Source organism: Variovorax sp. GW823-FHT02B07 (genome assembly GCF_058797695.1).
This window is the reverse complement of sequence record NZ_JBXAJX010000001.1, coordinates 1,493,131-1,519,308: the sequence shown is the minus strand read 5'-3', so window position 1 is coordinate 1,519,308 and position 26,178 is coordinate 1,493,131. Positions and strand designations below refer to the sequence as shown.

The 26,178-nt window shown below is 69.9% G+C and carries 23 protein-coding genes; 12 read left to right on the top strand and 11 right to left on the bottom strand.

Annotation, left to right across the window (positions count from 1 at the left end; all coding sequences use genetic code 11):
• The first annotated feature begins 4 nt into the window (after positions 1 to 4).
• The 8 genes from AC1RGU_RS07150 (at position 5) to AC1RGU_RS07115 (ending at position 8,787) form a co-directional block, all read left to right on the top strand.
• Positions 5 to 586, top strand: a complete 582-nt coding sequence (locus AC1RGU_RS07150) for a glutathione S-transferase family protein (protein WP_070059319.1) — start codon at positions 5 to 7, stop codon at positions 584 to 586.
• Positions 587 to 687: 101 nt separating this feature from the next.
• On the top strand, positions 688 to 3,084 hold the full coding sequence (locus AC1RGU_RS07145; protein WP_492695654.1) for a penicillin acylase family protein: 2,397 nt from the start codon (positions 688 to 690) through the stop codon (positions 3,082 to 3,084).
• Positions 3,085 to 3,087: 3 nt separating this feature from the next.
• Positions 3,088 to 3,741, top strand: coding sequence for a histidine phosphatase family protein (locus AC1RGU_RS07140; protein WP_492695652.1), 654 nt, complete (start codon positions 3,088 to 3,090; stop codon positions 3,739 to 3,741).
• 51 nt (positions 3,742 to 3,792) lie between these two features.
• Positions 3,793 to 4,755, top strand: a complete 963-nt coding sequence (locus AC1RGU_RS07135; protein ID WP_492695651.1) for a DnaJ C-terminal domain-containing protein — start codon at positions 3,793 to 3,795, stop codon at positions 4,753 to 4,755.
• A 2-nt stretch (positions 4,756 to 4,757) separates the two neighbouring features.
• Positions 4,758 to 5,078, top strand: coding sequence for a chaperone modulator CbpM (locus AC1RGU_RS07130; protein WP_062481866.1), 321 nt, complete (start codon positions 4,758 to 4,760; stop codon positions 5,076 to 5,078).
• Between the two features lie 194 nt (positions 5,079 to 5,272).
• Positions 5,273 to 6,460, top strand: coding sequence for a serine hydrolase domain-containing protein (locus AC1RGU_RS07125; RefSeq protein ID WP_492695648.1), 1,188 nt, complete (start codon positions 5,273 to 5,275; stop codon positions 6,458 to 6,460).
• Positions 6,461 to 6,510: 50 nt separating this feature from the next.
• A complete protein-coding gene (locus tag AC1RGU_RS07120) occupies positions 6,511 to 7,530 on the top strand; it encodes an AraC family transcriptional regulator (RefSeq protein ID WP_487847227.1) in 1,020 nt (339 codons plus the stop codon).
• A 180-nt stretch (positions 7,531 to 7,710) separates the two neighbouring features.
• Positions 7,711 to 8,787, top strand: coding sequence for a M48 family metalloprotease (locus tag AC1RGU_RS07115; protein ID WP_492695646.1), 1,077 nt, complete (start codon positions 7,711 to 7,713; stop codon positions 8,785 to 8,787).
• A 24-nt stretch (positions 8,788 to 8,811) separates the two neighbouring features.
• Here the strand turns inward: AC1RGU_RS07115 and AC1RGU_RS07110 are convergent, their stop codons facing one another.
• On the bottom strand, positions 8,812 to 10,551 hold the full coding sequence (locus tag AC1RGU_RS07110) for a dipeptidase (protein ID WP_492695644.1): 1,740 nt from the start codon (positions 10,549 to 10,551) through the stop codon (positions 8,812 to 8,814).
• A 48-nt stretch (positions 10,552 to 10,599) separates the two neighbouring features.
• On the opposite strand from AC1RGU_RS07110, the gene AC1RGU_RS07105 reads away from it, so the two are divergent.
• Positions 10,600 to 11,193, top strand: coding sequence for a DNA-3-methyladenine glycosylase I (locus AC1RGU_RS07105; RefSeq protein WP_492695642.1), 594 nt, complete (start codon positions 10,600 to 10,602; stop codon positions 11,191 to 11,193).
• A 91-nt stretch (positions 11,194 to 11,284) separates the two neighbouring features.
• Here the strand turns inward: AC1RGU_RS07105 and AC1RGU_RS07100 are convergent, their stop codons facing one another.
• The 3 genes from AC1RGU_RS07100 to metE form a co-directional block, all read right to left on the bottom strand.
• Positions 11,285 to 11,629: a hypothetical protein gene (locus tag AC1RGU_RS07100; protein WP_062481853.1), complete on the bottom strand. Its 345-nt coding sequence runs from the start codon at positions 11,627 to 11,629 to the stop codon at positions 11,285 to 11,287.
• 197 nt (positions 11,630 to 11,826) lie between these two features.
• Positions 11,827 to 12,681: a hypothetical protein gene (locus tag AC1RGU_RS07095; protein WP_492695640.1), complete on the bottom strand. Its 855-nt coding sequence runs from the start codon at positions 12,679 to 12,681 to the stop codon at positions 11,827 to 11,829.
• A 37-nt stretch (positions 12,682 to 12,718) separates the two neighbouring features.
• Positions 12,719 to 15,055, bottom strand: a complete 2,337-nt coding sequence (gene metE, locus AC1RGU_RS07090) for a 5-methyltetrahydropteroyltriglutamate--homocysteine S-methyltransferase (protein WP_492695638.1) — start codon at positions 15,053 to 15,055, stop codon at positions 12,719 to 12,721.
• A gap of 100 nt (positions 15,056 to 15,155) precedes the next feature.
• On the opposite strand from metE, the gene AC1RGU_RS07085 reads away from it, so the two are divergent.
• Together AC1RGU_RS07085 and AC1RGU_RS07080 are read left to right on the top strand one after the other, a co-directional pair.
• Positions 15,156 to 16,082 (top strand): LysR family transcriptional regulator, encoded by a 927-nt coding sequence (locus AC1RGU_RS07085; protein WP_492695636.1) that lies wholly within the window; start codon positions 15,156 to 15,158, stop codon positions 16,080 to 16,082.
• A 95-nt stretch (positions 16,083 to 16,177) separates the two neighbouring features.
• Complete coding sequence (locus tag AC1RGU_RS07080) at positions 16,178 to 17,443, top strand: MFS transporter (protein ID WP_492695634.1); 1,266 nt, start codon at positions 16,178 to 16,180, stop codon at positions 17,441 to 17,443.
• Here AC1RGU_RS07080 and mmsB read toward each other — a convergent pair.
• From mmsB to AC1RGU_RS07055, 5 genes are read right to left on the bottom strand one after another with little or no spacing between them, the layout of a single operon-like run.
• Positions 17,428 to 18,324, bottom strand: coding sequence for a 3-hydroxyisobutyrate dehydrogenase (gene mmsB, locus AC1RGU_RS07075; RefSeq protein WP_062476455.1), 897 nt, complete (start codon positions 18,322 to 18,324; stop codon positions 17,428 to 17,430). The genes AC1RGU_RS07080 and mmsB overlap by 16 nt on opposite strands.
• A gap of 40 nt (positions 18,325 to 18,364) precedes the next feature.
• A complete protein-coding gene (locus AC1RGU_RS07070) occupies positions 18,365 to 19,483 on the bottom strand; it encodes an enoyl-CoA hydratase/isomerase family protein (RefSeq protein ID WP_492695632.1) in 1,119 nt (372 codons plus the stop codon).
• Positions 19,484 to 19,510: 27 nt separating this feature from the next.
• On the bottom strand, positions 19,511 to 20,665 hold the full coding sequence (locus AC1RGU_RS07065; RefSeq protein ID WP_095744914.1) for an acyl-CoA dehydrogenase family protein: 1,155 nt from the start codon (positions 20,663 to 20,665) through the stop codon (positions 19,511 to 19,513).
• The gene (locus AC1RGU_RS07060) at positions 20,662 to 21,060 is read right to left on the bottom strand and encodes a lysozyme inhibitor LprI family protein (RefSeq protein ID WP_492695630.1); all 399 of its coding nucleotides are present in this window, start codon (positions 21,058 to 21,060) and stop codon (positions 20,662 to 20,664) included. The genes AC1RGU_RS07065 and AC1RGU_RS07060 overlap by 4 nt, the downstream gene beginning before the upstream one ends.
• Entirely contained in the window at positions 21,057 to 22,580 is a 1,524-nt protein-coding gene (locus tag AC1RGU_RS07055) for a CoA-acylating methylmalonate-semialdehyde dehydrogenase (RefSeq protein ID WP_095947476.1), read from the bottom strand. The genes AC1RGU_RS07060 and AC1RGU_RS07055 overlap by 4 nt, the downstream gene beginning before the upstream one ends.
• Before the next feature lie 152 nt (positions 22,581 to 22,732).
• On the opposite strand from AC1RGU_RS07055, the gene AC1RGU_RS07050 reads away from it, so the two are divergent.
• Positions 22,733 to 23,641 carry a LysR family transcriptional regulator gene (locus AC1RGU_RS07050; RefSeq protein WP_062476442.1) on the top strand — a complete coding sequence of 303 codons (909 nt, stop codon included), beginning with the start codon at positions 22,733 to 22,735 and terminating at the stop codon, positions 23,639 to 23,641.
• A gap of 13 nt (positions 23,642 to 23,654) precedes the next feature.
• Here AC1RGU_RS07050 and AC1RGU_RS07045 read toward each other — a convergent pair whose 3' ends face one another.
• Entirely contained in the window at positions 23,655 to 24,728 is a 1,074-nt protein-coding gene (locus AC1RGU_RS07045) for a DUF4241 domain-containing protein (protein WP_492695628.1), read from the bottom strand.
• A gap of 12 nt (positions 24,729 to 24,740) precedes the next feature.
• On the bottom strand, positions 24,741 to 26,138 hold the full coding sequence (locus AC1RGU_RS07040; protein ID WP_492695626.1) for a CoA transferase: 1,398 nt from the start codon (positions 26,136 to 26,138) through the stop codon (positions 24,741 to 24,743).
• Positions 26,139 to 26,178: the final 40 nt, after the last annotated feature.

Here is a 26,178-nt window from a genome sequence, read left to right as displayed (position 1 = left end):
CCGCATGGCGATGAAGCTGTATTTCGACCCGCGCAGCCGTGCGCAGGTCGCCAAGTGGATGCTCGACGAAGCCGAGGTCGACTACGAGATCGTGCCCACCCTCATCCGGGAGGGCGCCCACAAGCGCCCCGAGTTCCTGAAGATCAACCCCGCCGGCAAGCTGCCCGCGCTGGTCGACGGCCGCACCCGCATCTTCGAGAACGCGGCCATCTGCATGTACATCGCCGAGAAGTACCCCGGCAAGCGCCTGGCGCCGGCCGTGGGCACGCCCGAGCGCGGGCGCTACCTGTCGCTCATGGTCTATTCGACCGCGCAGCTCGAGCCCTCGATGGGCGACAGCCTGCTGAAGATCAAGAGCAACAACAGCGCGCGCGGCTGGACCGATTTCGAGCAGGCCAAGGACGCCGTCGAACGCGAGCTCGGCGACGGCCCCTACCTGTTCGGCGCCCAGTTCACGGCCGCCGACGTGATGATCGGCTCGATGCTCATCTGGCACCGCGCCTTCGGCGGGCGCACCAACCGGCCCAAGCTCGACGCCTACATCCACCGGTTGCAGGCGCGGCCCAGGGGCATGAAGTTCGGCTGAGGTAAGTGGCAAGGCGTGCCGCGCTGGCGACAGTGCGCGGCAGAGGTTCATCCTCTAATCGGTCCCTCTTTTTCGACCCTTTTCCCCACCACGCCCGCCCCATGACTTCGAACACCTCGCGCTCCCGGTTCTCGTTGACGGCCCTCTCTCTGGGCCTGGTCGCCCTGCTCGGGGCCTGTGCCAGCACGCCGCCGCCCGGCAGCCGCAGCGTGAGCATCGAGCGCACCACCTTCGGCATCGCGCACATCACGGCGCCCGACTACGAAGGCCTGGCCTACGGTACCGCCTACGCGCATGCGCAGGACAACGTCTGCCAGACCGCCGAGCACCTGCTGACGCTGCGCGGCGACCGCGCGCAGTTCCTCGGGGCGCAGAACACCGGCGACTTCGGCCTGGGCCGCATGCCCAACGCGCAGATCGACCTGTTCGTGCGCTACCACATGGACGACGCGGCGCTGGCCCGCGCGGCGGCCACCACCAGCGACGAGGTGAAGGCCGCGCTGCGCGGCTACGTGGCGGGCTACAACCGCTACCTGCAGGATGCGGGCCCCAATGGCCTGCCCGAAGCCTGCCGCGGCAAGCCCTGGGTGCGCCCGATGACGGCCGCCGACCTGGCGCGCGCCACCGAGCAATCGATGATCCAGGGCGGCCTGGGCGCACTGGCCGGCGCGGTGCTGGCCGCCGTGCCGCCGGCCCCGGGCGCAAAAACCGGTGCGGCGCCGGTCGCGCTCAAGCAGGCGGTGGCCGAGATCGGCCGCCACAGCTTCAACGCCAACCCCGAAGGCGGCGAGCTGGGCTCCAACGGCTGGGCCTTCGGGCGCAACGCCACGCCCGACGGCAAGGGCCTGCTGCTGGGCAACCCGCATTTCCCTTGGAACGGCACCAACCGCTTCTGGCAGATGCACCTGACCATTCCCGGCCAGCTCGACGTGATGGGTGCCACCGGCGGCCTGAGCCCGGTGGTGTCGATCGGCTTCAACAAGGACGTGGCCTGGACCCACACCGTGTCGACCGGCAAGCGCTTCACGCTGTACGAACTCAAGCTCGACCCCAACGACCCGACCGTGTACTGGGTCGACGGCCAGCCGAAGAAGATGGTCGCGCGCACCGTCGCACTGCCGGCCGCCGCCACGGCGGGCGGCGCGCCCGTGCAGCACACCTTCTATGCCACCGACTGGGGCCCCGTGGTCTCGCTGCCGCGCGCCGGCCTGGGCTGGACCGCCCAGAAGGCCTATGCGATCCGCGACGCCAACACGCTCAACGTGCGCTCCGCCGAAAGCTGGATGAAGATGGGCCGCGCCCGCAACGTCGCCGAGCTGCGCGCCGCCATGGGCAACCAGGGCATCCCGTGGATCAACACCCTGGCGGCCGACCGCGAAGGCAACGCGATGTACGCCGACCTGTCGGTGGTGCCCGACGTGTCGGCCGAGATGCTCAAGGCCTGCGCGCCCTCGCCGGCCGCCGCCGCGCTGCTCAACGCCGCCGGCCTGCCCGTGCTCGATGGCTCGCGCAGCGCCTGCGCCTGGCACCGCGACCCCAGCGCCGCCGCGCCGGGCATCATCGCGCCAGCCCGCATGCCCGTCGTCGTCACGCCGGACTGGGTGCAGAACAGCAACGACAGCTTCTGGCTCAGCAACCCGCGCGTGCCGCCGATGGCCGGCGTGTCGCCGCTGGTCGGCCCCGTCGGCGTGCCGCAGCGGCTGCGCACGCGCAGCGGCATCATGGAAATCGAAGGCCGACTGGCCGGCACCGACGGCCTGCCCGGCAACCGCATGGGCGCGGCCGAGCTGCGCAGCGTGATCTTCCGCGACAGGAACCTCGCCGGCATGCTGGTGATGGACGACCTGAAAGCCGCGTGCACCGCCACCGGCGCCGCGCTGAGCGCCGACCAGGCCCTGGGCTGCCGCGTGCTCTCCGCCTGGGACCGCACCAGCAACGCCGAGTCGAAGGGCGCGGCGCTGTTCCGCGAGTTCTGGCGCAAGGCCAAGGACCTGCCGAAGGTCTGGCGCGTGCCCTTCGACCCGGCGCAGCCCGTGACCACGCCCACCGGCCTGGACATGGCCACGCCCGCCACGCGCGAGGCGGTGTTCAAGGCGCTGGGCGACGCGGTCGGCACCGTGCGCACCGCCGGCTTCGCGGCCGATGTGGCGCTGGGCGTGCCGCAATCGCGCACCGTGCGCGGCCAGAAGATCGCGCTGCCCGGCGGCGACGAGTTCGAGGGCGTGCTCAACAAGCTCGAATCGCAGGGCCAGCCGCTGATCGACCCGAAGGGCTACGCCGTCAACTACGGCAGCAGCTACATGCAGGTCGTGACCTTCGACGCGCGTGGCCCCGTGGCGCAAGGCCTGCTCACCTACGGCCAGAGCAGCGACCCGGCCTCGCCGCGCGCTTATGACCAATTGCCGCTGTTCGCGGCCAAGCAGTGGCATCCGCTGCCCTTCCACCCGGCCGACGTGCAGGCGCAGCGCGAAGGCAAGCCGCTGCAGCTGGCGTACTGAACCATGTCCTCGAGCCCCGTTCCCTTTCCCGCCCACGCCGCCACAGGCATCGACCTGCTGAACCGCCTGGCCGCCGAGCAGCCGCTCACCCCGGCCTGTGACCACTTCTACTTCCTGCGCCACGGCCAGACCGGGCGCAATGCGCTGCGCGTCTTCCAGGCGCCCGACGAGCCCCTGAGCGCGCTCGGCGAGCAGCAGGCGGTGCAGGCGGCCGAGCTGCTGGCCGGCGAGCCGATCGGCGCCATCGTGTGCAGCGACGCGCGCCGTGCCTTCGACACCGCCCACACCGTGGCGCGCGCCCTGGGCCTCGTGCCCAGCGCGCACGAGAACCTGCGCGAGCGCAACTTCGGCGCACTCATCGGCACCTCGTCGGCGAACATCGACTGGGCCTGCGAGCCCGAGGGCGGCGAGACGCTGGCGCAGTTCGTCGACCGCAAGCGCCAGGCGCTGGCTGCCGCGCTCGCCGCGCAGCCCGCGCCGGTGCTGGTGGTGGCGCACGGCGGCACGCTCTACGCGCTGGCCGCGCTGCTGGGCGTGGCGGTCGATGCGAGCATCTTCGGCAACGCGCAACCCTTGCGCTTCACACGTGCCGGCCCCACATGGGCCGTGACGCCGCTGCAACAGCGGCACGCCGACGGCGGAGCAGCCCTGGCCTGACCTGGCTCCCGGTTGATCTGTACGCCGTCCTGAAAGGAATCACCACCCACCATGGAATTCAAGGACTACTACAGCGCACTGGGCGTCGAACGCACCGCGTCCGACGACGAGGTGCGCAAGGCCTACCGCAAGCTCGCCCGCAAGTACCACCCCGACGTCAGCAAGGAGCCCGACGCCGAGCAGCGCATGCGCGACATCAACGAGGCCAAGGACGTGCTCGGCGACAAAGAGAAGCGCGCCGCCTACGACGCGCTGGCCGACCGTGTCGCGCGCGGCGGCCGCCCCGACGGCAGCTTCGAGCCGCCGCCCGGCTGGGACACCGGCTACGAGTTTCACCGCGGCCCGCGCCAGGGCCCGGCCGACCACGCCGACTTCAGCGAGTTCTTCTCGTCGATGTTCGGCGACGCCGAACGACGCGGCGCCACGCGCCAGAACTACCGCGCGCGCGGCGAAGACCACCACGCGGCGATCGAGATCACGCTCGAAGACGCGCTGAACGGCGCCGAACGCGAACTCACGCTGCGCGCCCAGACACTCGACGCGCAGGGCCACCCGCAGTGGGAGAACCGCACGCTCGCCGTGAAGATCCCGCCCGGCGTGCACCCTGGCCAGTTCATCCGCCTCGCAGGCCAGGGCATGCCCGGCCACGGCGGCGAGCCGGCCGGCGACCTGTACCTCGAGGTGCGCATCGCGCCGCACAAGCTGTACCGCGTGGAAGAGCGCGACCTGTACATGACACTGCCCATCACGCCCGCCGAGGCCGCGCTGGGCGCGCAGGTGCAGGTGCCCACGCCCACCGGCGGCGTGGTCGAGGTCACCGTGCCGCCCAACGCGCGCGGCGGCATGAAGCTGCGGCTCAAGGGCCGCGGCTTCGCGGGCAAGACGCCCGGCGACCTGTACCTGCTGCTCGAGATCGCACTGCCGCCCGCCGACAGCGAGGCCGCGCGCAACGCCTACGCACAACTCGCGCAGGCGACCTCCTCGTTCAACCCCCGCCAGCACCTGGGAGTCTGAGCATGGCGAACTTTTCTTCCGTGACCACCACCACGGCCATCGGCGTCTCGCACCCGCTGGCCGCGAACGAACTGGCGCACGCCTGCGGCGCCGACACCGCCTGGGTCGTGCAACTGGTCGAAGTGGGCATCGTGCAGGTCACCACGACCGACGCACCGCCCGAACGCTGGGAGTTCTCCAGCACCGACCTGCAGCACGCGCTCGAAGCGCGCCGGCTCGAACGCGACTTCGGCGTGAACCTGGACGCCGCCGCGCTGATCCTCGACCTGCAGCACGAGGTGCGGCGGCTGAAGGCGGTGCTGCAGGCGCACGGCGTGGGCTGAAAGGCGCTGCGCGCGCGTCGCGGGTCACGCGCGTGCAATGACTGCCAGATTCGCACAGCCGCCCGCCATTTGCGAACAGGATCGGTGAGCCCTCGGCCCTAGATTGCCACTGCCTGCGGAATTTCGCATGGCAGGCCGGCGCGCAGGCAACCCTTCACACACGCCCGGCCTCCTCACACAGGAGACAAGAAGGCATGACCTCGCACAGGCTGAAGACCGCGCTCGACGCAACGCTGCACCAGACCGTTCACCGCCACGGCGGCGCCCCCGGCGTCGTCGCGATGGCGACCGACCGCACGGGCAATTTCTACGAAGGCGCCGCCGGCACGCGCGAACTCGGGCTCGACCGGCCGATGGCCACCGACAGCGTGTTCGCCATCTTCTCGACCACCAAGGCGATCACGGGCACCTGCGTGATGCAGCTGGTCGAGGAAGGCAAGATTTCTCTCACCGACCCGGCCGGCGCCTACGTGCCCGAGATCGACGAACTGCAGGTGCTCGACGGCTTCGACGCCGACGGCCGGCCGCGCACGCGCGCGCCGCGCCGGCGCATCACGGTCAACGACCTGATGCTGCACACCTCGGGCCTGGGCTACGAGTTCTTCAGCGAAGACGACCTGAAGTACCGCGCCGCGCTGAACATTCCCACGGTGGTGTCGGGCAGCTTCGAATCGATCCGCACCGTGCTGCTGCACGAGCCGGGCGCGGCCTGGACCTACGGCGCCAACATCGACTGGCTGGGCCGCATCGTCGAGCAGCAGCGCGGCAAGCGCCTGGGCGAGGTGATGAAGGAGCGCGTCTTCGAGCCGCTGGGCATGCAGGACATCGGCTTCGGCATGTCCGAGTCGATGAAGGCGCGCCGCGTGACCATCCACGACCGCGCGGCCGACGGCCGGCTCACGCCGCTGCCCGAGCTGGTGCTACCCGAGCCGCCGCCGATGGACATGGGCGGCCACGGCCTGTATGCCACCGTGGGCGAGTACATGAAGTTCATCCGCATGGTGCTGAACGACGGCGCCGGGCCGCACGGGCGCGTGCTGAAGGCCGACACGGTGCAGCGCATGGCGCAGGACGGCCTGGCCGCCATGGACCTGTCGGTGGGCGGCTGGCGCACGTCGGTGCCGGCGCTGAGCAACACGGGCGAGTTCCTGCCCGGCACCGACAAGGGCTGGGCCTACACCTTCATGACCAACCGCGAGCGCGCGCCCACGGGCCGCGCCGCGAACTCGCTGATGTGGGCGGGCCTGGCCAACAGCTTCTTCTGGATCGACCGCGAGAACGGCATCGGCGGTTACTGGGCGACGCAGATCCTGCCCTTCCAGGACTGCGCGAGCTACCCGGGCTTCGTGGCTTTCGAGACCGCGGTTTACCATCACCGCTGAGCCGTTGCCCCGGGCCGCGGCGCCTTCTTCTCCTTGAACCGAGGTGCGCGATGGATGCGATCCGCAACGTGCTGGTCACCGACGCCCGCGGGCAGCCGAGCGAGCGCCACCGCCTGGTGGCCTCGCACGACTGGGACGACATCCGGCGCTGGTCGGACCGCATCTACATGCCCTACCGCGTCACGCCCATCGGGCGGGCGCGCACGCCCGACTCGGTACTCGACGCCACGCGCATCGGGCACTTCACGCTGAGCCGGTTCCACTACGGCATTCCGGTGAACATCAAGGACTTCTCGCCCGACAGCGGCGTCGGCATGGTGCTGACGACCGTGCGCGGCGCGGGCCGCCACTGGTCCGAAGCCAATGCCTATGCCGACACCGGCGTGGGCGACGCCTTCGTGGTCGACACCTCGCGCACGCACTACTGGGTGGACTTCGACGCCAACCACCTGCAGGTGAACCTCAGCTTCTCGCACGACGCGCTGGCCGCGCTGCACGCACGCTGGTTCGGCGCACCCGCCGACGAGCGGCTGTGGACGCGCAAGTTCAAGTTCGGCGGCGCCCAGTCGAGCTGGATCGCGCTGCTGTCGTATGCCTGCCGCTGCGTCACCGAGCTGCCCGAGGCGGTCGACACCGGCCCGCTGGGGCGGCACCTCGAAGAGATGATCGGCGTGCACGTGCTGACCCAGTGGCGCGAGCAGTTGGAGCACCCGGCCGAAGCGGTACAGCACCGCATGGCACCGCGGCATGTGCTGGCGGCCGAGCGCCACATCCGCGAGCACGCACAGCATGCGCCCACGCTCGGCGAACTGGCGAGCGTGGCGGGCGTCAGCGTGCGCACGCTGAACAGCGCCTTTCGCGAATACCGCCAGGCCACCCCGATGCGCGCGCTGCGCGAGCAGCGCCTGCAGGGCGTGCGCGCCGAACTGCTGATGGCCGACGCCGGCGCGACGGTGCGCTCGGTGGCGCAGGCATGGGGCTACGCCAACTTCGGTCTGTTCGCCGCGGCCTACCAGCAGCGCTTCGGCGAGCTGCCTTCTGCCACGCTGCGTTCACGCAAGACGGGCTGAGCCTTCATCTGATCTTCAGCTTGGAGCGCGTTGGCGCTCCCACAATTCCAGCGGGCGGGACACCTCGCCTTGCCTGGAAATCCCGGTCGCCATCGCCGCCGGGACATCCCCCTTCTTCCGATGGCATCCGGCATCGCGTCCGGGCCTGGATGCGACCGATGCCGAGCACCTCTTGAGCGAATGAACAACCCTCGCCCTTCCTTCTTCCCGGCCTGCGCGTCGATCGCGGCCACCTTTGTCCTCACGGCCTGCGCCGCCTCCATCCGGCCGGCCAGCGACGACCCCGACGTCGTGCAGGAGCAGGCCCTGCAGCACTCGCTGTCGCTGAACCACCGCATGACGCTGCAACGCCGACTCGACGACGTGGCGATCCCGCTCCTGGAGCACAGCGCGCCGTTCTGCGGCGGCGACGTGCGGGCCAGCCTGGGCGCGCACATCGCCAGCCTGTGGAGCTTCGAGAAGGAAGAACGCGCGGCGGCGAAACAGACCCTGCACCTGGACGACCGGCTGAGCGTGCTGTGGACGCTCGACAGGAAGCAGGCGCCGGCCACGCCGCTGCGCGCCGGGGACATGCTGCTGTCCGTCGGCGGCAAGCCGCTGCCCGCCGGCGAGAAAGGGATCGATCGGCTCAACGACGTGCTGATCGACGCCGCGCGCGCCAAGCCCGCCAAACGCGAAGGCTGGCTGGACGCCGTGGTGCAGCGCGAGGGCCAGTCGACGGCGCTGCGCCTGCCGTACACCACGGCGTGCAACTACACCGCCGTCACGCGCATGAAGAACGAGGTCCATGCGGAGAACGACGGGCACGAGATCCTCGTCAACTCGGCGCTGATGCGCTTCTTTCCCGACAACCGCGACCTCGCGATCGTGCTGGGGCACGAGCTGGCCAACGGCGTGCTGTCGCATGGCGGCAAGACGCGCGCGGTGGGCATCGCGGCCGGCATCGTGGATGGCGCGCTGGGCGGCACCGGGCTGGCGCAAGAGGCGCTGTCGTCGCCCTTCTCGCAGCAGTTCGACGCCGAGGCCGACTACCTCGGCCTCTACATGGTGGCCGCGGCGGGCTACGACATCGACGGCGCCGAACGGATCTGGCGCGAGCTCGGGGTGCACACGGCCGGCGCGAAAAAGAAGGGCTTCATGAGCGCCGCGCCGAGCTCCGCCAAACGCTTCGTCGCGATGCGGCGCACCATCGCGGAAATCCAGGCCAAGACGAAGAACGGGGCCCCCCTGGTGCCCCTGGCGACATCGAAGTCCTGACGCGCTGCGCCCCAGCGCCGGCCGCTACTGCATCTGCTGCAGGTTGCCGATGCGCACCAGCATCTCGGTGAACATCTGCATGTCGGCGTCGAGGTCGGGCACTTCCTTGTATTCCTTGGCGTTGTGCGCCGTGTACTTCTTGCCGGGCATCGCGGGGCCGAAGTTGATGGCGTTGGGCATCAGCTTGGCCGTGGTGCTGCCGGCGGTGGGCACGGGCTTGGCTTCGAGGCCGGTGGTGTCGCCGAAGATGTTGAGCAGGGTCGAAAGCCACGCGCCCTTCGGGTCGCGCGCCATCCAGTTGCCCTGGTCGTAGGACAGCTCGAGCTTCACCTGGCTGGCCGTGGCCCAGCCGTTGACCTTGGCCGCCACCTGCCCCTTCAGTTCGTCGGGCGTGCGGCCGCGCGGCATGCGCACGTTGGCCGTCACCTCGAGGCGGCCGTCGGCGCCCATGCGCACCAGCGTGGGCGACATCGTGAGCGGGCCCATGAAGTCGTCCTGGTAGCCCAGCCCCATCTTCTCGCCGAGGTAGCCGGTGCCGTAGAGCGCGTCGATGTACTGCACGGCGCGCAGGTAGGGGTTGGCCGCCAGCGGCACGCCGGACTCCTTCAGGAACAGCGCCAGCCGCGGCACGGGGTTCACGCCTTCTTCGGGTCGCGAGCCGTGGGCCGAGGTGCCCGTGACCTTCAGCTCGACGGCCTCGGCGCCGCGCGCGATGTCGATCGCGAACTTGCCGCCCTGGCTTTCGTACTTGCGCACGAAGGCGGCCTTGGCGGCCTCGAGCTTCGCGGCCACGGCCGCGAGGTCGCCGCCCTTGAGCGTGGCGGTCGCGGTCTGCGGGATCGCATTCGCTGAGGCCGCGCCGCTCATCGCCGTGATGGCGGTTGCGGCAGGGTCGGCCGCTTCCGCGGGGAAGAACACCTTGAGCGCGCCCGAGCCCTTCTCGGCCACGACCGCGGGGTACTTGCTGTCGAGCACGATGTTGTAGGCCGGCAGCGGCGTCTTGTCGCGGTAGTACTGCATCGCGTCGCCGCCGGTTTCCTCGGTGGTCTCGATCATCAGGCGCACGCCGCGCTCCACCGGCAGGCCGCTGTCCTTCACGGCTTTCATGGCGTAGAGCACGGCGGCGATGGAGCCCTTGTCGTCGATGGTGCCGCGCCCGTAGAGGAAGTCGCCCACGCGCGTCATCGCGAAGGGATCCAGGCGCGTGCCGTCGTCGAGCACCCATTCGGACAGCACGGCCGGCACCACGTCGGCGTGCGTGAGGATGCCGAACTCCTCGCTGCCGCGGCCCTTGAGGCTCACTTCGAAGATGCGGCCGTCGACGTTGCGGTAGCCCAGCCCGAAATCTTTCGCCATCTTCTCGACCAGCTGGCCGAACGCGACCATCGGCGGGCTCTCGTGCGGCGGCACCTGCACGTTGCGCACGGTGGGCAGCGCCACCATGGTGCCGATGCTGGCGATCACGGCCTGCTGGTTCTGCAGCCAGTTGTACAGGCCGAGCAGGCGCGCGATGTTGACGAGGTCGTCGCCCGCCAGTGCCTTGCCGCCGGTGTAGCCCGCCACGCTGGGCTGCAGCGCGGGCTGGGCCTGCGCGGCCTGGGCCAGGAAGGCCTTGAAATCGGGCGCCGTGCGGCCGCCCTTCCAGGCGGCGGCGAGCTGGTCGAGCGCGGGCTTCTTGAGGGTCTCGGCACCGGCCGGGACAGCGACGACGAGCGCCATGAGAGCCAGCGAAAGCGCCGACAATGAAAAACGAGACTGCTGCATCAGGGTCACCCCCTCATTCCGAAAACATTCCCCGACGATAGCCGAGCCATGCCTCACGACGACAGCCTTTCCTCACCCCCGCGATGCGCCTGGGCCCGCACCGATCCGCTGCTGGCCAGCTACCACGACGCCGAATGGGGCGTGCCCGAACGCGACAGCCGCGCGCTGTGGGAAAAGCTGATGCTCGACGGCTTCCAGGCCGGCCTGTCGTGGCTCACCATCCTGCGCAAGCGCGATGCCTTCCGCGCGGCCTTCGAGGGCTTCGTGCCCGAGACGGTGGCGCGCTTCACGCCGGCCGACGTCGAGCGCCTCATGCAGGACGCGGGCATCGTGCGCTCGCGCGCCAAGATCGAGGCCGCCATCGGCAACGCGAAGGCCTACCTGGCCATGCAGGCGGCGGGCGAAGATTTCTCCGATTTCGTCTGGGGCCTGGCGGGCGGCCAGCCGGTCGTCAACACCACGGGCACGGTGCCCACGCAGACGCCGCTGTCCGAAACGATGTCCAAGGCGCTGAAGCAACGCGGCTTCAAGTTCGTCGGGCCGGTGATCGTCTATGCCTGGATGCAGGCCACGGGCATCGTCGACGATCACGCGCCCGACTGCCATTGCCACCGTGACCATCGCGACCACCGCCGCGCCTGAACAGGCATGAAAAAACCGGACAGTGCTGTTGCACGGTCCGGTTCTTTCGGGTGGTGGTCTTGCTAACCGAGGCGGCTTGCGCCGCCGTCGATCACAGGCCAGCCTGGCGCGTGAAGCTGCGTGCCTGCGAGGGGATCACGCTGCCGGCGAAGGATTCGCGGCGCAGGTTCTGGCCGGGAGCGTGGGCGGCTGCCACGGCTTCGGCGCGGACCGAAGCGCGGTCCACCGACGAGGCCAGCACGGGGGCCACGCTGGCCGACACGGCGTCGCTGTATTCGTTGCCGGCACGGGCGGCGGCCACGGCTTGCGGTGCCACGTCGGCGCGGCTGTAGCCGGAGGTCACGGCGTGAACGCCTTCGTAGGTCTCTGCGTGGGCGGCGCCAGCGGCGGCGAGCAGGGAGAGAGCGGCGGCGGCGAGGATGTTCGAGGTCTTCATTTCAATTCCTTCTTGATCGGGCTTTGGATGCCCTGAAGTGTGCGCCAAATTCCTAGGGTAAACCCCAGTCATTCTGAATCGCAGTGTTCACGGAATTGAAACAATCACGGGGAACTTTCCGGCATGCGGGGTTCGCGTGAAACTTTTTCGTACAAACGTCCCCGAGTTTGCAAACTTTGGCGCGCTTTCGTCAAGCCTCAGGGCCGCCCCCAGCTGCGCACCAGCGTGCGGATCGCGACCGCGCCGCTGCCCTTGACCTCGGCGCGGTAGCTGCCGAGCAGTGCCTCGCGCTCGGCGGCGGCCTGCGGTTCGTTGCGCCAGGCGAGCAAGGCGGCCACGTCGGCGTCGGGCAGCGCCAGCAGCAGCGCCTGCGTGACCAGCTTCTCGAACTCGCGCGCCACGGTCATCAGGTTGCGCGGTCGCGGCGAGGTGACGCCGCGCGACCACAGCGAATCGAGCGCGGTGTCGAGCGTGCGGTCGGGCAGCGAACTGAACTGCCCGGCATTCCCGCGCGCCAGCTGCTTGACCACCGCGCTCATGAGCAGCTGGCTCGAGAAATCGATCTCGCGCGCCTCGGCCACCGTCATGCGCGACAGCAGTTCGACGCGCGCCGGGTCGGCCGGCCGCGCGTGCTGCTGATGGAAGAAGGTCACCTTGCCGGGCTCGTCCATCGCGGCGTAGTCGGCGCGCAGCTTCGCCAGGCGCGCCACGGCTTCCAGCACCGGAGGCGTCGGCGCAGCGGCGCCTTGCCCGGCCGCCGCCACGTCCTGCCGGATCGCGGTCACCGAGGCGTTCACGTCGAAGGCGCGACCGGCCGCCACGTCGAGCGACTGCAGCGCCTTGTCGGCCATGGCCAGGTCGGGCGGTTCCAACAGCTCGCGCGCGCCGCGCGACACGGCGCCAGGGCCGTAGGCGTTCTGGTAGCGCGCCTGCACGCCCTCGAACTGGAGCAGGGCCTGCGCGCGGTCCTGCGTCCACCCCGTCAAGGGGGCGAGAAGCAACGACAGCAACAAGAGGCAACGGGGCGACGACAGGCGGGACAGCAAGGACATCCCGCATTATTGGCACGCCGCGATCCCGCGCCCTTCATCAGGCCTGCGCCAGCTCCCCGCGCAGCAGCTTCGCGGCCGCCACCATGTTCGACAGCGCCGCCTCGGTCTCGGGCCAGCCGCGGGTCTTGAGGCCGCAGTCGGGGTTGATCCAGAGGTTCTCGCCCGGCACCACCTGCGCGGCCTTGCGCATGAGGCGCACGATCTCGTCGACCGAGGGCACGCGCGGCGAGTGGATGTCGTACACGCCCGGGCCGATCTCGTTCGGGTAGCGAAAGCCGCCCTCTCCGCCGAAGCCGCGCAGCAGCTCCATGTCCGAGCGGCTGGTCTCGATGGTGATCACGTCGGCGTCCATCGCGGCGATCTCCGGCAGGATGTCGTTGAACTCCGAATAGCACATGTGCGTGTGGATCTGCGTCTGGTCGCGCACGCCCGAGGCGCTGATGCGGAAGGCGCGCGTGGCCGCCTTCAGGTACGCCGGCCAGCCCGCGCGGCGCAGCGGCAGGCCTTCGCGGATGGCAGGCTCGTCGATCTGGATGATGCCGATGCCGGCGCCCTCGAGGTCGTTCACCTCGTCGCGGATTGCCCAGGCGATCTGCTCGCAGGTGGTGGCGCGCGGCTGGTCGTCGCGCACGAAGGACCACTGCAGGATGGTCACGGGGCCGGTCAGCATGCCCTTCATCGGCAGCGTCGTGAGGCTCTGCGCATAAGCGGTCCACTCGACCGTCATCGCGGCCGGACGCGCCACGTCGCCGAAGATCACCGGCGGCTTCACGCAGCGCGAGCCGTACGACTGCACCCAGCCGTTGGCCGTGAAGGCAAAGCCGTCGAGCTGCTCGCCGAAGTACTCAACCATGTCGTTGCGCTCGGCCTCGCCATGCACCAGCACGTCGATGCCGAGCTCTTCCTGCTTGCGCACAGCGAGGGCGATCTCGGCGCGCATCTTCTCGCGGTAGCCGGGGGCATCGAGCTCGCCGCGCTTGAAGGCGGCGCGGGCCGCGCGGATCTCGGCGGTCTGCGGGAACGAGCCGATGGTGGTGGTCGGCAGCGCGGGCAATGCGAAGCGCGCGCGCTGCACCTGCTGGCGCTGCGGGAAAACGGACACGCGGCGGTCGTCACCAGCCACGCTGCGCGCCAGGCGCAGCGCCACGTCGGCGCGGTGCACGCGCGGGCTGGCGCGGCGCGCAGCCACGGCGGCACGGGCGGCTGTGAGATCGGCGGCCACCGAGGCTTCGTTGCCCTCGACAGCCGCACGCAGCACGCGCAACTCATCGAGCTTCTCGATCGCGAAGGCGAGCCACGATTTCAGTTCGGTGTCGAGCTTCGTCTCGGCCGCGAGGCTGAACGGCACATGCAGCAGCGAGCACGACGGCGCGATCCACAGCTCGCCCTGGTGCTTCTCCGCCACGGGCCTGAGCTTGCCCAGCGCCACATCGACGTCGGTGCGCCAGATGTTGCGGCCGTCGACCACGCCGACCGACAGCACCTTGTGCGCCGGCAGCCAGTCGGCCACGCCGGTCAGCTCCTGCGGCGCGCGCACGGCGTCGACGTGCAGGCCGGCCACGGGCAGCTGGCAGGCCAGGCGCAGGTTCTCGGACAGCGGCGAGAAGTAGCTCGCCAGCAGCAGCTTCGGCGCATTGCGCGCGATCTGCCAGTACACGCGCTCGAAGGCGTTGCGCCAGGCCTCGGGCAGGTCGAGGCCCAGGATCGGCTCGTCGATCTGCACCCACTCCACGCCCTGCTGCTTGAGCCTACCGAGCACCTGCTCGTACACGGGCAGCAGCGATTCGAGCAGCGAGAAGCGGTCGAAGCCGGCCGCCTTCTCCTTGCCCAGGTACAGGAAGCTCAGCGGCCCGAGCAGCACGGCCTTGACCGCGTGGCCGGCCTGCTGCGCCTGCGCGACCTCGTCGAACAGCCGCGTCGATGCCAGCCTGAACTGCGTGGCCGCATCGAACTCGGGCACGAGGTAGTGGTAGTTGGTGTCGAACCACTTGGTCATCTCGAGCGCGAAGGTGCCTTCGGCGCCGTGGGTGCAGCTGTCGTCGTGCACATGGCCCGCTTCGTCTTCTACGCCGCGCGCCATCTTGAAGTAGCGCGACAGCTCGGGCTCGTCGCCGCTGAAGCCGAAGCGCGCCGGCTCGCAGCCCAGCAGCTGGATGTGATTGGCCACGTGGTCGTAGAAGGCGAAGTCGCCCACGGTCACGAAGTCGAGCCCCGCGTCGCGCTGCGCCTGCCAGTGGCGCGCGCGCAGCGCCTCGCCGACGGCTTCGAGCGCGGCGTGGCCGGTTTCGCCGCGCCAGTGCTTCTCGAGGGCGAACTTGAGTTCCCGGTGGGCGCCCATGCGCGGAAAGCCGAGGATGTGGGTACGGGTGGTCATTGCAGGTAATCCGGTCGCTGGTCTTGGAAACCGGTGATCCTCGGCGTTTGGCGCATATGATTCAAACGAAACCTTTTGCCCGTTCGCTTGAATCATTTTCATGATGCAGTCCATCCTCGAGATCCGCCACCTGCGCACGCTGACCGCGTTGCGCGACACCGGCAGCCTGGTGCGCGCGGCGCAGCTGCTCAACCTCACGCAGTCGGCGCTGTCGCACCAGATCAAGCTGCTCGAAGAGCGCTACGGCGCGCAGCTGTTCGAGCGCAAGTCGGTGCCACCGCAGTTCAGCACCACGGGGCTGCGGCTGTTGCAGCTGGCCGACACCGCGCTGCCGCTCGTCGAAGAGGCCGAGCGCGACGTGGCGCGGCTCGCGTTGGGGCGCAGCGGGCAGCTGCGCATCGTGGTCGAGTGCCACACCTGCTTCGACTGGCTGATGCCCGCGATGGACGCCTTCCGCCAGCGCTGGCCCGAGATCGAACTCGACATCGTCTCGGGCTTCCACCCCGACCCGATCGCGCTCGTGATGCAGAACCGTGCCGAGGTGGCGATCGTCTCCGAGCAGGACCCCGATGAAACGGTCGACTACCACGCGCTGTTCCGCTTCGAGATCGTCGCGCTGCTGGCCAACGACCATGCGCTGACGGCCAAGGCGCACCTCACGGCCCGGCACTTCGCCGACCAGACGCTCATCACCTACCCCGTGCCCGACGAAATGCTCGACATCGTGCGCCAGGTGCTGGCGCCCGCCGGCGTCGAGCCCGCGCACCGGCGCACGACCGAGCTCACGGTGGCGATGCTGCAGCTGGTGGCCAGCGGGCGCGGCGTGGCCACGCTGCCGCTGTGGGCGGTGCAGAATTACCTCGACCGCGGCTACGTCACGGCGCGCCGCGTGGGCGCCCGGGGCCTGACGGGGCGGCTGTACATGGCCTGCACGCAGGCGACGTCGGCGCGGCCCTGGCTGGACGACTTCGTGCGCGTCACGCGCGAGAGCTGCTTCAAGAGCCTGCCGGGGATCGAATTGCTGTGAGCCCTGCGAGTCCGAGGGCGGGAGGATCACGTCCGAATCCGGCCAGTGCGTGGTGGTGCACGGCCTGAAGATCGACCACCACCACGGACCGCCCCATGACCTCTCCGAAGACCCTCGACGCCCCTGCCATTCCACGCCCCCGCTTCTTCCACGGCTGGCTCGTGGTCGCCGGCGCCTTCGCCGTCATGTTCGTGGGCTTCGGCTGCGCCTACACCTTCAGCGCCTTCCTCGATGCACTGCAGCGCGACTTCGGCGCCTCGCGCGGCGAGGTGTCGCTGGTGTTCTCGCTCGCGGGCTTCCTGTACTTCGGGCTGGGCGTGTTCAGCGGCCCGCTCGCCGACCGCTGGGGCGCGCGGCGGCTGGCGGTCGCGGGCATGGTGCTGGTCGGCCTCGGGCTGGTGCTCGCGGGGCAGGCGCGCAGCCTGACGCAGATCTTCTGGGCCTATGGGCTCGGCGTCGGCCTCGGCGTGGGTGCTTCGTACGTGCCGGTGCTGGGCGCGGTGCAGCGCTGGTTTGTGCGCCAGCGCGGCTTCGCCTCGGGGCTGGCTGTGAGCGGCATCGGCGTGGGCACGCTGGCGATGCCGCCGCTGGCCTCGTGGCTCATCGATACGCTGGGCTGGCGCGACGCCTACCTGGCGCTCGGCGTGCTTGCGGCCGTGGTGGGCGTGGGCATGGCGCTGCTGGTCGAGAACGATCCGCGCGCACGCGGCCTCGGGCCCGATGGCGAGCCACCGCAGGCGCAGGCCGCCACCGCGCTGCCGCCCGGCGCCTCGGTGCGCGAGGCCGTGGGCTCGGGCCGTTTCGCGGGGCTGTACGCGGCCTGCCTGATCAGCTCGTTCGGTTTGTTCGTGCCCTTCGTGCACCTGGTGCCCTACGCGCTCGACCACGGCGTGGCCGCGTCGTCGGCGGTGCTGCTGCTCGGCGCGATCGGCGTGGGCAGCACGGCGGGCCGCTTCTTCCTGGGCGGGCTGGCCGACCGCATGGGCCGCGACCATGCGCTGCCGCTGATGTCGGCGGGCATGGCGTTGTCGCTGGTGGTGTGGGCCGTGTCGGGCGGGTTCTGGGGGCTGGCCCTGTTCGCCTTCGCCTACGGCGTGTTCTACGGCGGCTTCGTGGCGCTGCTGCCCGCGCTGGTGATGGACTGGTTCGGCGGGCGCCACATCGGCGCGATCATCGGCATCCTGTACACCAGCGTGGCCATCGGCACGCTGATCGGGCCGAGCGCCGCGGGCTTCGCCTTCGACCTCACGCGCAGCTACCTGCTACCGATCCTCGTGGCGATCGGCGCCAACCTCGTGGCGGCCGGCCTGCTGCTCGCGATGGCGCGACGCGGCCGGCGCGCCGTTCAGCCGGCTTTCTGAACCAGCTTCAGCACGCTCGAGAAATCGAGCGCGCCGTGGCCGGCGAGGCTGTGCGCCGCGTACAGGCTGCGTGCCAGGCCGCCCAGCGGCGTGGCCGCTCGCACGGCGGTGGCGTTTTCCTGCGCCAGGCCCAGGTCCTTGAGCATCAGGTCGGTGCCGAAGCCGCCGGCGTAGTTCTTCGAGGCCGGCGCCGCTTCCATCACGCCGGGCACGGGGTTGTACTTCTCGAGCGCCCAGTTGCCGCCCGAGCTGCGGCGCATGATTTCGGACAGCACCTTCGGGTCGAGCCCGTTGGCCACGCCCAGCGCGAGCGCTTCCGAGGTGCCGATCATCAGAATGCCGAGCAGCATGTTGTTGCAGATCTTGGCGGTCTGCCCCGCACCGGCCGCGCCGGCGTGGAAGATGTTCGCGCCCATCTTCTCGAGCACCGGGCGCGCGCGCTCCAGGTCTTGGGTGTCGCCGCCGACCATGAAGGTCAGCGTGCCGGCAATGGCGCCGCCGGTGCCGCCCGACACGGGTGCATCGATCATCGCGACGCCCTTGGCGGCGGCGGCCTCGGCCACCTTGCGCGAGGTGGCGGCGGCGATGGTGCTGCTGTCGATCACGAGCGTGCCGGCCTGGATGCTGTCGAGCAGGCCGGGCTTGCCGGCGCCGCCGAGGAACAGGCCCTCGACATGCGCACTGGCGGGCAGCATGCTGATCACCACCTCGGCGCCGGCCACGGTCTCGGCGGCCGACTTCGCGATGGGCAGGCCTTCGGCAGCGAACTTCTTGCAGGCTTCGGCCGAGAGGTCGAAGGCGCTGAGCGTGTGACCTGCCTTGTGCAGGTTCAGGGCCATCGGGCCGCCCATGTTGCCCAGGCCGATGAATGCGATCTTCATGTGTCTTGTCTCCGTTGTTCTGTGCAGGGAATGGGGCCGATCAGGTCAGCGAGGCCAGTTCCGCCGGCATCTCGCCGCGCGGACGCAGGTGGTCTTCGACGAAGGCCGGCGTGATCTCTTCGAGCGTGGCGGGATTCCAGCGCGGGTTGCGGTCCTTGTCGACCAGCACGGCGCGGATGCCTTCGGCGAAATCCTTGTTCGCGCAGAAGCCCAGCGACGCCCAGTACTCGAGGCGGAACACCTCGGCCAGCGACATGCGCGGCACGCGCTGCCAGAGCTCGAAGCTCAGCGCGATGGAGCTCGGCGCGCCCTTGGTGAAGGTCTTCGATGCGGTCTGCAGCCACGCGTCGTCGCTTTGCACGTCGCGCAGGCGCTTGGCGATGTCGAGCAGGTCGTCGCCGGCCATCAGCGCGTTGATCGTGTCGTAGTGCTCGCGCACCTTCGAGGCGGGCATTTCGGCGCCCTCGCCCGCCTGGGCCAGGATGCGCGACAGCGTGGCACGGTCGGCCTTGGCGTCGCCGCCGGCCCACTGCGTGGCCGCGATGGCCTCGATCACCGCGCCCTTGCGCTCCTGCGGCACCAGCACGTCGGCCAGGCCGCAGAAGATGGTGTCGTGCGCGTTGATGTTGGCGGCCGTGAGCGCCAGGAACAGGCCCGTGCGGCCCGGCGTGCGGCGCAGGAACCAGCTGCCGCCCACGTCGGGGTACAGGCCGATGTTGATCTCGGGCATGGCGATGCGGCTTTGCAGCGTCATCACGCGGTGCGAGGCGCCCGCCAGCAGGCCCACGCCGCCGCCCATCACGATGCCGTGGCCCCAGCACAGGAAGGGCTTGGGGAAGGTGTGGATCAGGTGGTCGAGCTCGTACTCCTCGCGGAAGAAGTCTTCGGCGTAGGTGTTGCGTTCGGGGCCGCAGTCGAGCAGCGTCTGGTACAGCTGGCGCAGGTCGCCGCCGGCGCAGAAGGCCTTCTCGCCCGCCGCGTCGAGCAGCACGCCGACGATGCCGGCGTCGGCCGCCCACTCGCGCAGCTTGGGCGTGAGCAGGCGCACCATGTCCACGGACAGCGCGTTGAGCGAAGCCGGCGCATTGAGCGTGGCCACGGCAAAACGCTGGCCGCCGGCGGTCTTGATTTCGTTGAAGAGAACTACGTTGTCGGTCATTGTTTTCAGGTCCTGGGTGCGGCGAGGTCAGCGGATGTCGCTGTCGCCTTCCAGCAATTTTCGCGCAACGATGACGCGCATGATTTCGTTGGTGCCTTCGAGGATCTGGTGCACGCGCGTGTCGCGCACCAGGCGCTCGAGCGGGAACTCGCTCAGGTAGCCGTAGCCGCCGTGCAGTTGCAGCGCGTCGTTGCAGACATTGAAGCCCGCATCGGTCGCGAAGCGCTTGGCCATCGCGCAATAGGTGCTCGCATCCACATGGCCCGCGTCGAGCTTGCTGGCGGCCAGCCGCACCATCTGCCGCGCGGCCACCAGCTCGGTCGCCATGTCGGCCAGCTTGAACTGCAGCGCCTGGAAGCTCGCGATCGGCTTGCCGAACTGCTGGCGCTCGTGCAGGTAGCGGCGCGCCGCGTCGAGCGCGCCCTGCGCCGCGCCCACCGAACAGGTCGCGATGTTGATGCGCCCGCCGTCCAGGCCCTTCATGGCGATGCGAAAGCCCTCGCCTTCCTTGCCCAGCAGGTTCTGCGCGGGCACGCGCACGTTGTCGAAGTTGATGGTGCGCGTGGGCTGGCTGTTCCAGCCCATCTTGTGCTCCTTCTTGCCGTAGCTCACGCCCGGCGCGTCGGCCGGCACCGCGAAGGCCGAGATGCCGCTGGCGCCCGCGCCGCCCGTGCGGGCCATGAGCACCAGCACGTCGGTCGAGCCGGCGCCGGAGATGAAGGCCTTGTTGCCGTTGATCACGTACTCGGCACCTTGCAGTTCGGCGCGCGTCTTGAGCGACCCCGCGTCGGAGCCCGCGCCGGGCTCGGTCAGGCAGTACGACGCCAGCTTGCGCCCGCTCGTGAGGTCTTCGCCCCACTGCTGCGCCACCGCATCGGTGGCCCAGGTGCCGAGCATCCACGTCGCCATGTTGTGGATCGTGATGAAGGCCGTGGTCGACGGGTCGACCGCGGCCATTTCCTCGAACACCAGCGCCGAGTCGAGCCGCGGCAGGCCCAGGCCGCCGATGCGCTCGGGCGCGTACAGGCCGCAAAAGCCCAGCTCGCCGGCCTTGGCGATGGCTTCGCGCGGAAAGACCGCCTCGGCGTCCCACTGCGCGGCGTGCGGTGCGAACTCGGCCTGCGCGAAATCGCGCGCGGTCTGCGCAAAGGCGTTCTGTTCTTCGGACAGTTCGAAATTCATGGTTGACGACCCTTCCAGAGGTCCAGTTCGGCGGTGCGTTTGCGGGTCGATTTTTCCAGGCACGCGTTGAACACCAGCGGCCAGATCGAGCCGCCTTCGTTCGCCTTCGCAGCCCGCTTGCACCCGGGGTCGCGGCCCTTGAGCCAGGTCCGCTGTTCGGTGCGCAGCGCGACGCGCATCTGCGGCGAGAGCGTCTTCATCACCTCGCCGTAGCGGATGTTGAGCTCGGCGTCGGCCGCGCGGAAATCGCGCAGCGCGCAGTCGTTCATCTGCTGCTGGTTGCCGTTGGGGTTGCAGTCGACCGGCTCGTCGGAGCCGGCCGCCCGCGCCCCGCCGGCCAGCAGGGCAAGCGCCGCCGTGGCGGCCCAGGCTGCGACGCGAAGCCCCTGCCTCACTTGAGGCTGATCGTGGTGTTGACGCCGTGCGAGACGGTGCTGTCGTCGAACCAGCGTGCCGTCACGGTCTTGGTCTGCGTGTAGAACATGATGACCTGCTTGCCGTACGGGCCCAGGTCGCCGAGCTTGGAAGCGCGCGAACCGGTGAACGAGAACATCGGGACCGGCACCGGGATCGGCACGTTGATGCCGACCTGGCCCACGTCGATGTCTTCCTGGAAGCGGCGTGCCGCGGCGCCCGACTGCGTGAAGATCGCCGTGCCGTTGCCGTTCGGGTTGCTGTTGATCAGGTCGATGGCCTCGTCGATCGTCTCGGCGTCGGCGATGCACAGCACGGGGCCGAACACTTCCTGTTCGTAGATCGTCATGCCGGGCTTCACGCCGGTGAAGATCGTCGGGCCGACGAAGTTGCCCTTCTCGTAGCCGGGCACGGTGGGCTTGCGGCCGTCGAGCACGAGCTTGGCGCCGTCGGCTTCGCCGCGTTCGATGAGGCTGTTCACGCGGTCGTACGCTGCGCACGACACCAGCGGGCCCACGTCCACGCCCTTTTCAGTGCCCGCGCCGATCTTCAGCGTCTTCGCCTTCTCGATGAGTTCGGGCACCCAGTTGCGCGCCTCGCCCACCAGCACCGCGACCGACACGGCCATGCAGCGCTGACCGGCTGCACCGAAGCTCGCGCCGGCCAGTGCGTTGAGCGTCTGCTCCTTGTTGGCGTCGGGCATCACGATGGCGTGGTTCTTCGCGCCCATCATGCATTGCGCGCGCTTGCCGGCCAGCGTGGCGCGGTTGTAGACGTGCGTGCCGACCTTGGTCGAGCCGACGAAGCTGATCGCCTTGATGTCCTTGTGGTCGCAGATGCCGTTGACGACCGCTTCACCGCCGTGCACCACGTTCAGCACGCCGGGCGGCACGCCGGCTTCGAGCGCCAGTTCGCACAGGCGCATCGTGACCATCGGGTCTTGTTCGGAGGGCTTGAGCACGAAGGTGTTGCCGGTGACGATGGCCATCGGGAACATCCACAGCGGGATCATGGCGGGGAAGTTGAACGGCGTGATGCCGGCGCACACGCCCAGCGGCTGCAGCAGCGTGTAGGTGTCGACGCCGTTGGCCACGTTGTTGGCCAGCTCGCCCAGTTGCAGGTTGCCGATGTTCGAGGCGTGCTCGACCACTTCGAGGCCGCGGAACACGTCGCCTTCAGCGTCCGGCAGCGTCTTGCCCTGCTCGGCCGTGAGGATCGCGGCCAGCTCGCCCATGTTTTCGCGGATGAGCTGCTGCAGCTTCAGGAAGATGCGGGCGCGCGCGCCCAGGGGCGTCTTGCGCCAGGTCTTGAAGGCTTCCTTGGCGGAGGCCACGGCGGCGTCGAGTTCGGCTTGCGTGGCGAAGGGCACGCGGGCCAGCACCTGCTGCGTGGCCGGGTTGACGACGTCGCGCCATTCGGTGGTCTTCGATTCGACGAACTTGCCGCCGATCAGCAGCTTGACGGTGGCGACCTGGGTCGAGGGGGTGGTGGTGGCGTCCATGGGGGTTTGTCTCCTGTGAATACGGGACCGGTTCGAACCGGTGCAGCCTGCATCCTAGCTTTGCAGATTTGCCATGACAATAGACAAATATGCGTCATCGCTTTGCAAAAATGCAAAGCACCGCATCCCACCGCACACAAGGCCGGACGCACATGGACTGGGACAACCTGCGCTACTTTCTCGAACTCGCCCGCTCGGGCACGCTGATGAGCGCGGCGCGCCGGCTGGAGGTCGACCACACCACCGTCGCGCGGCGCATCCAGGCGCTCGAAAAAGAGGTGGGCGCACCCCTCTTTTCGCGCGAGGCCGGCGGCCACCGGCTCACCGAGGCGGGTCGCCGGCTGCAGCCGCAGGTCGAGGCGATGGAGAGCGCCTTCCAGGCCGTGGAGAGCACCGCGCCGGCGTCGCAGGAAGGCTTGTCGGGGCTGGTGCGCATCGGCGCCACCGAGGGCTTCGGCACCGTGGTGCTGGCGCCGCAGTTGGCATTGTTCGCGGTGCAGCACCCGAAGCTCACCATCGACCTGCTCGCGATGCCGCGGCTGGTGCACCTGTCGCGGCGCGAGGCCGACATCGTGATCTCGCTCGAGCGGCCGGCGCGCGGGCCGGTGGTGGTCACCAAGCTCACCGACTACACGCTGCGCCTGTACGCCTCCAAGCAGTACCTGGCCGCGCACAAGCCCATCAAGACCCGCGAAGACCTGCGCGGCCACACCTTCATCAGCTACGTGGACGACCTGCTGTTCAGCAAGGAGCTGCAGTACCTGGACGAACTGCACCGCCCCGACAGCTTTGCGCTGCGCAGCACCAGCGTGCTGGCGCAGCACCGGGCGGTGGCGGCGGGTGCGGGGATTGCGGTGCTGCCGGCGTTCATCGCGCAGGACGACCGCGCGCTCAAGCCGGTGCTGCCCGACGCGGCGAACTTCACGCGGACCTTCTGGATGTCGATGCCGGCGGAAACGAAGCACCTGGCGCGCATGCAGACCGTGTGGGAATTTCTGCGCGCGACGGCCACGGCGCAACAGCAGGTGCTGTTGCCCGACAGCGCGGCGAACGCCAGGTGACCGGTTCGCGCGCTCAGGAAAACAGGCGCTTCAGGAACCCAGGCTTGGCCGCCGGCGCCGGTGCCGGCGCCGCCGCCTTTTCGAGCAGCTCGATCAGCCCTTCCACGCGCGGCTTCTTGAGCCGGCGCGCGTAGTCGATGTAGCTCTCTTCCTCGTCCATGCGATAGAACTGCGGCGGCATCGGCAGTTGGCCTGGCAGCGCCGCCAGCAGCACGCGCAGCGCGTCCAGCTGGTTCATGCGGATGGCGCTCATGATCGCGGTCTCGCCGAGCGAAGGGACGATCTCGTTGGGCTGCGCGAGCCCGCTGGCGAGCAGGGGCTGGATCGCCGTTGCATCGCCCTGGACCGCCGCCGCGCCCTGCGCCTCGAGCGCCGCCAGTTTCTCGGGCGAAAGGCTGGCCACATAGGCGTCACTGCGCTTGTCGTCCTCGTCGCGCGCGTCACCGCCCTGCATGACCATGAAATCGGTCACGAGCGCCACGGGCTCGCCCGCGGCGTCGAGCGCCCAGAAGCTCGGGTAGCTGCCGTCGCCCCAGCCGGCGCTGAAGATCAGCACGTTGTTCGCGTTGCCCGTGCCCAGCGGGTAGTGGTCGGCGATGTCGGCCGAAGCGAGGTCGGCGCCGAGCACGTCGTCGTAGTAGCTCACGTACTCGGGGTTGGTGGCGGACTCGCGCGCCTCGCGCTCGGCCATGGCCTTGGCGCCGTCGGCGTCCATGAAGCAACCGACGCCGGCATCGACCGGGTAGCCGTAGAACTCATCGCTGCCGAGTTCGTCCTGCGATTGCCCTTCGAGCAACGCCGCCTCCCAGTGCAACTCGCTCGCCTGCAGGCTGCCGCGCTCACGCAGCCACAGCACGGCCAGCGCATGGCGGCCGCCGCCTTGCAGCACCTCGACGGGGAATGCGCCCCGCCCGCTCACGCTGCGAACGAAAGGCTCGCGCTCGGGTTGCACCAGCGGATCGCAGGCCACGATGCGGCCGCTCGTGAGGTGCAGGGCCCCGCAAGGCTGGCGCTGCAGATGCCGCGCGCGCAGCGCCTCGTCGTCAAGAAAAATGCTCTGGAGGTTGTCGATGTCTAGATAGGCCATGCGCCCAGTTTCTCATCCCCCGGCAGCGGTGGGCCACACCGGCGGATGGCTGCCCGGCGGCATCGACGGCCGTGGCCAGGCGGCCGGCGTGCGCGACAGCTGCGCGCTGTGGCGCACCGCCGCCAGTTCGCCGAAGCCCGAGGCCGAGGTCTCGACGTAGGGCGCGACATCGGCCCGCGCAATCGACAAACCGCCATCCACGCGGCCCAGCCCGCGCAGCCACTGGCCAGTCTGCGCCAGCGACACCTGCACATGCCAGCTGCCGCCCTCCTGCTGTTGGCGCCACAACGCGGCCGCGGCACCGAGGGCGATCAGGTAGCCGCTGGCTTCGTCGAGGATCTGCATCGGCATCGGGCGCGGCTTGCCGTCGCCCGCGGCCTCACCCTCCGCATGGTTGAAGCCCATGGCGGTCTGCACCAGCGAATCGAAGCCGCGCCGCCCGGCCCACGGCCCCTGCGTGCCATAGGCCGTGAGCGAGACGCAGACGATGCCCGGCCGCTCGCGCGCCAGCGCCTCGGGGCCAAAGCCCAGCGCCGCGATGCCGCCGGGGCGGTAGCCCTGCACGAAGACATGCGCATCGGCGACGAGGCCGTGCAGCACGGCGCGACCTTCGTCCGTGCACAGGTCCACGTGCGTCGAGAGCTTGCCCCGGCTGGTGTCGGCGATGGATTCGATGTTCGGCAGGTTCGGCGAATTGACCAGCATCACGTCGGCGCCATAGGCCGCCAGCGCCCGGCCGCCGACCGGTCCCGCGAGGATGCGCGTGAGGTCGAGCACGCGCAGGCCTTCGAGCGGGCGCTGGTCGCCCCGCAGCGGCGGCAGCGCGCGCGGCGGTGCATCGCCGATGCGCTCGATGGTGAAGAGCGGCTGCGCCGCGATCGCCTGCCCCTGCGGCGTGGCGTCCCACTCGTCGAAGCGGCGCAGCGCGGTCGCCACCAGGCCTTGCGCGGCGGCGGCCGTTTCGAAATCGATCGCGCGCCAGCCGGCCATCGCGGCCTCGGCGTCGGCGCGCGTGGCGTTGGCCGGGTCCAGCTTCATGAGGCACAGCGCGCCTTCGCGGTGGTGCTTGAAGTTGGCGTGGATGCGCACCCAGCCGTCGGCGCAGCGGTACACGCCCGAGAAGGTGTCCCACAGGTCGGGCACGCGGCCGTCGAGGCTGAACCAGCCCGTGCAGTCGAGCGCGGCGTGCAGCGTGTCGACCGCCACCTCTTGCCGCGCCACGCCGCGCCGGTGTCCCAGCTCGCAGGCCGCGAGCGCTGCGGCGGCGATGCTGGCCTGCGCCGCGAGGCCGACCGCAAAGGACGACGGCAGCACCGGGTCGGCACCCGTGAGCCGCGCGAAAGCCAGCGCCTCGGCGGGCAACCCCGCCAGTTGCCAGAGACCGGCCAGGACTTCTTCACTCGTTGCCATGCGTCGCCCCTTCAGGGAAGAAAAAGAAGAAATGAAAAAG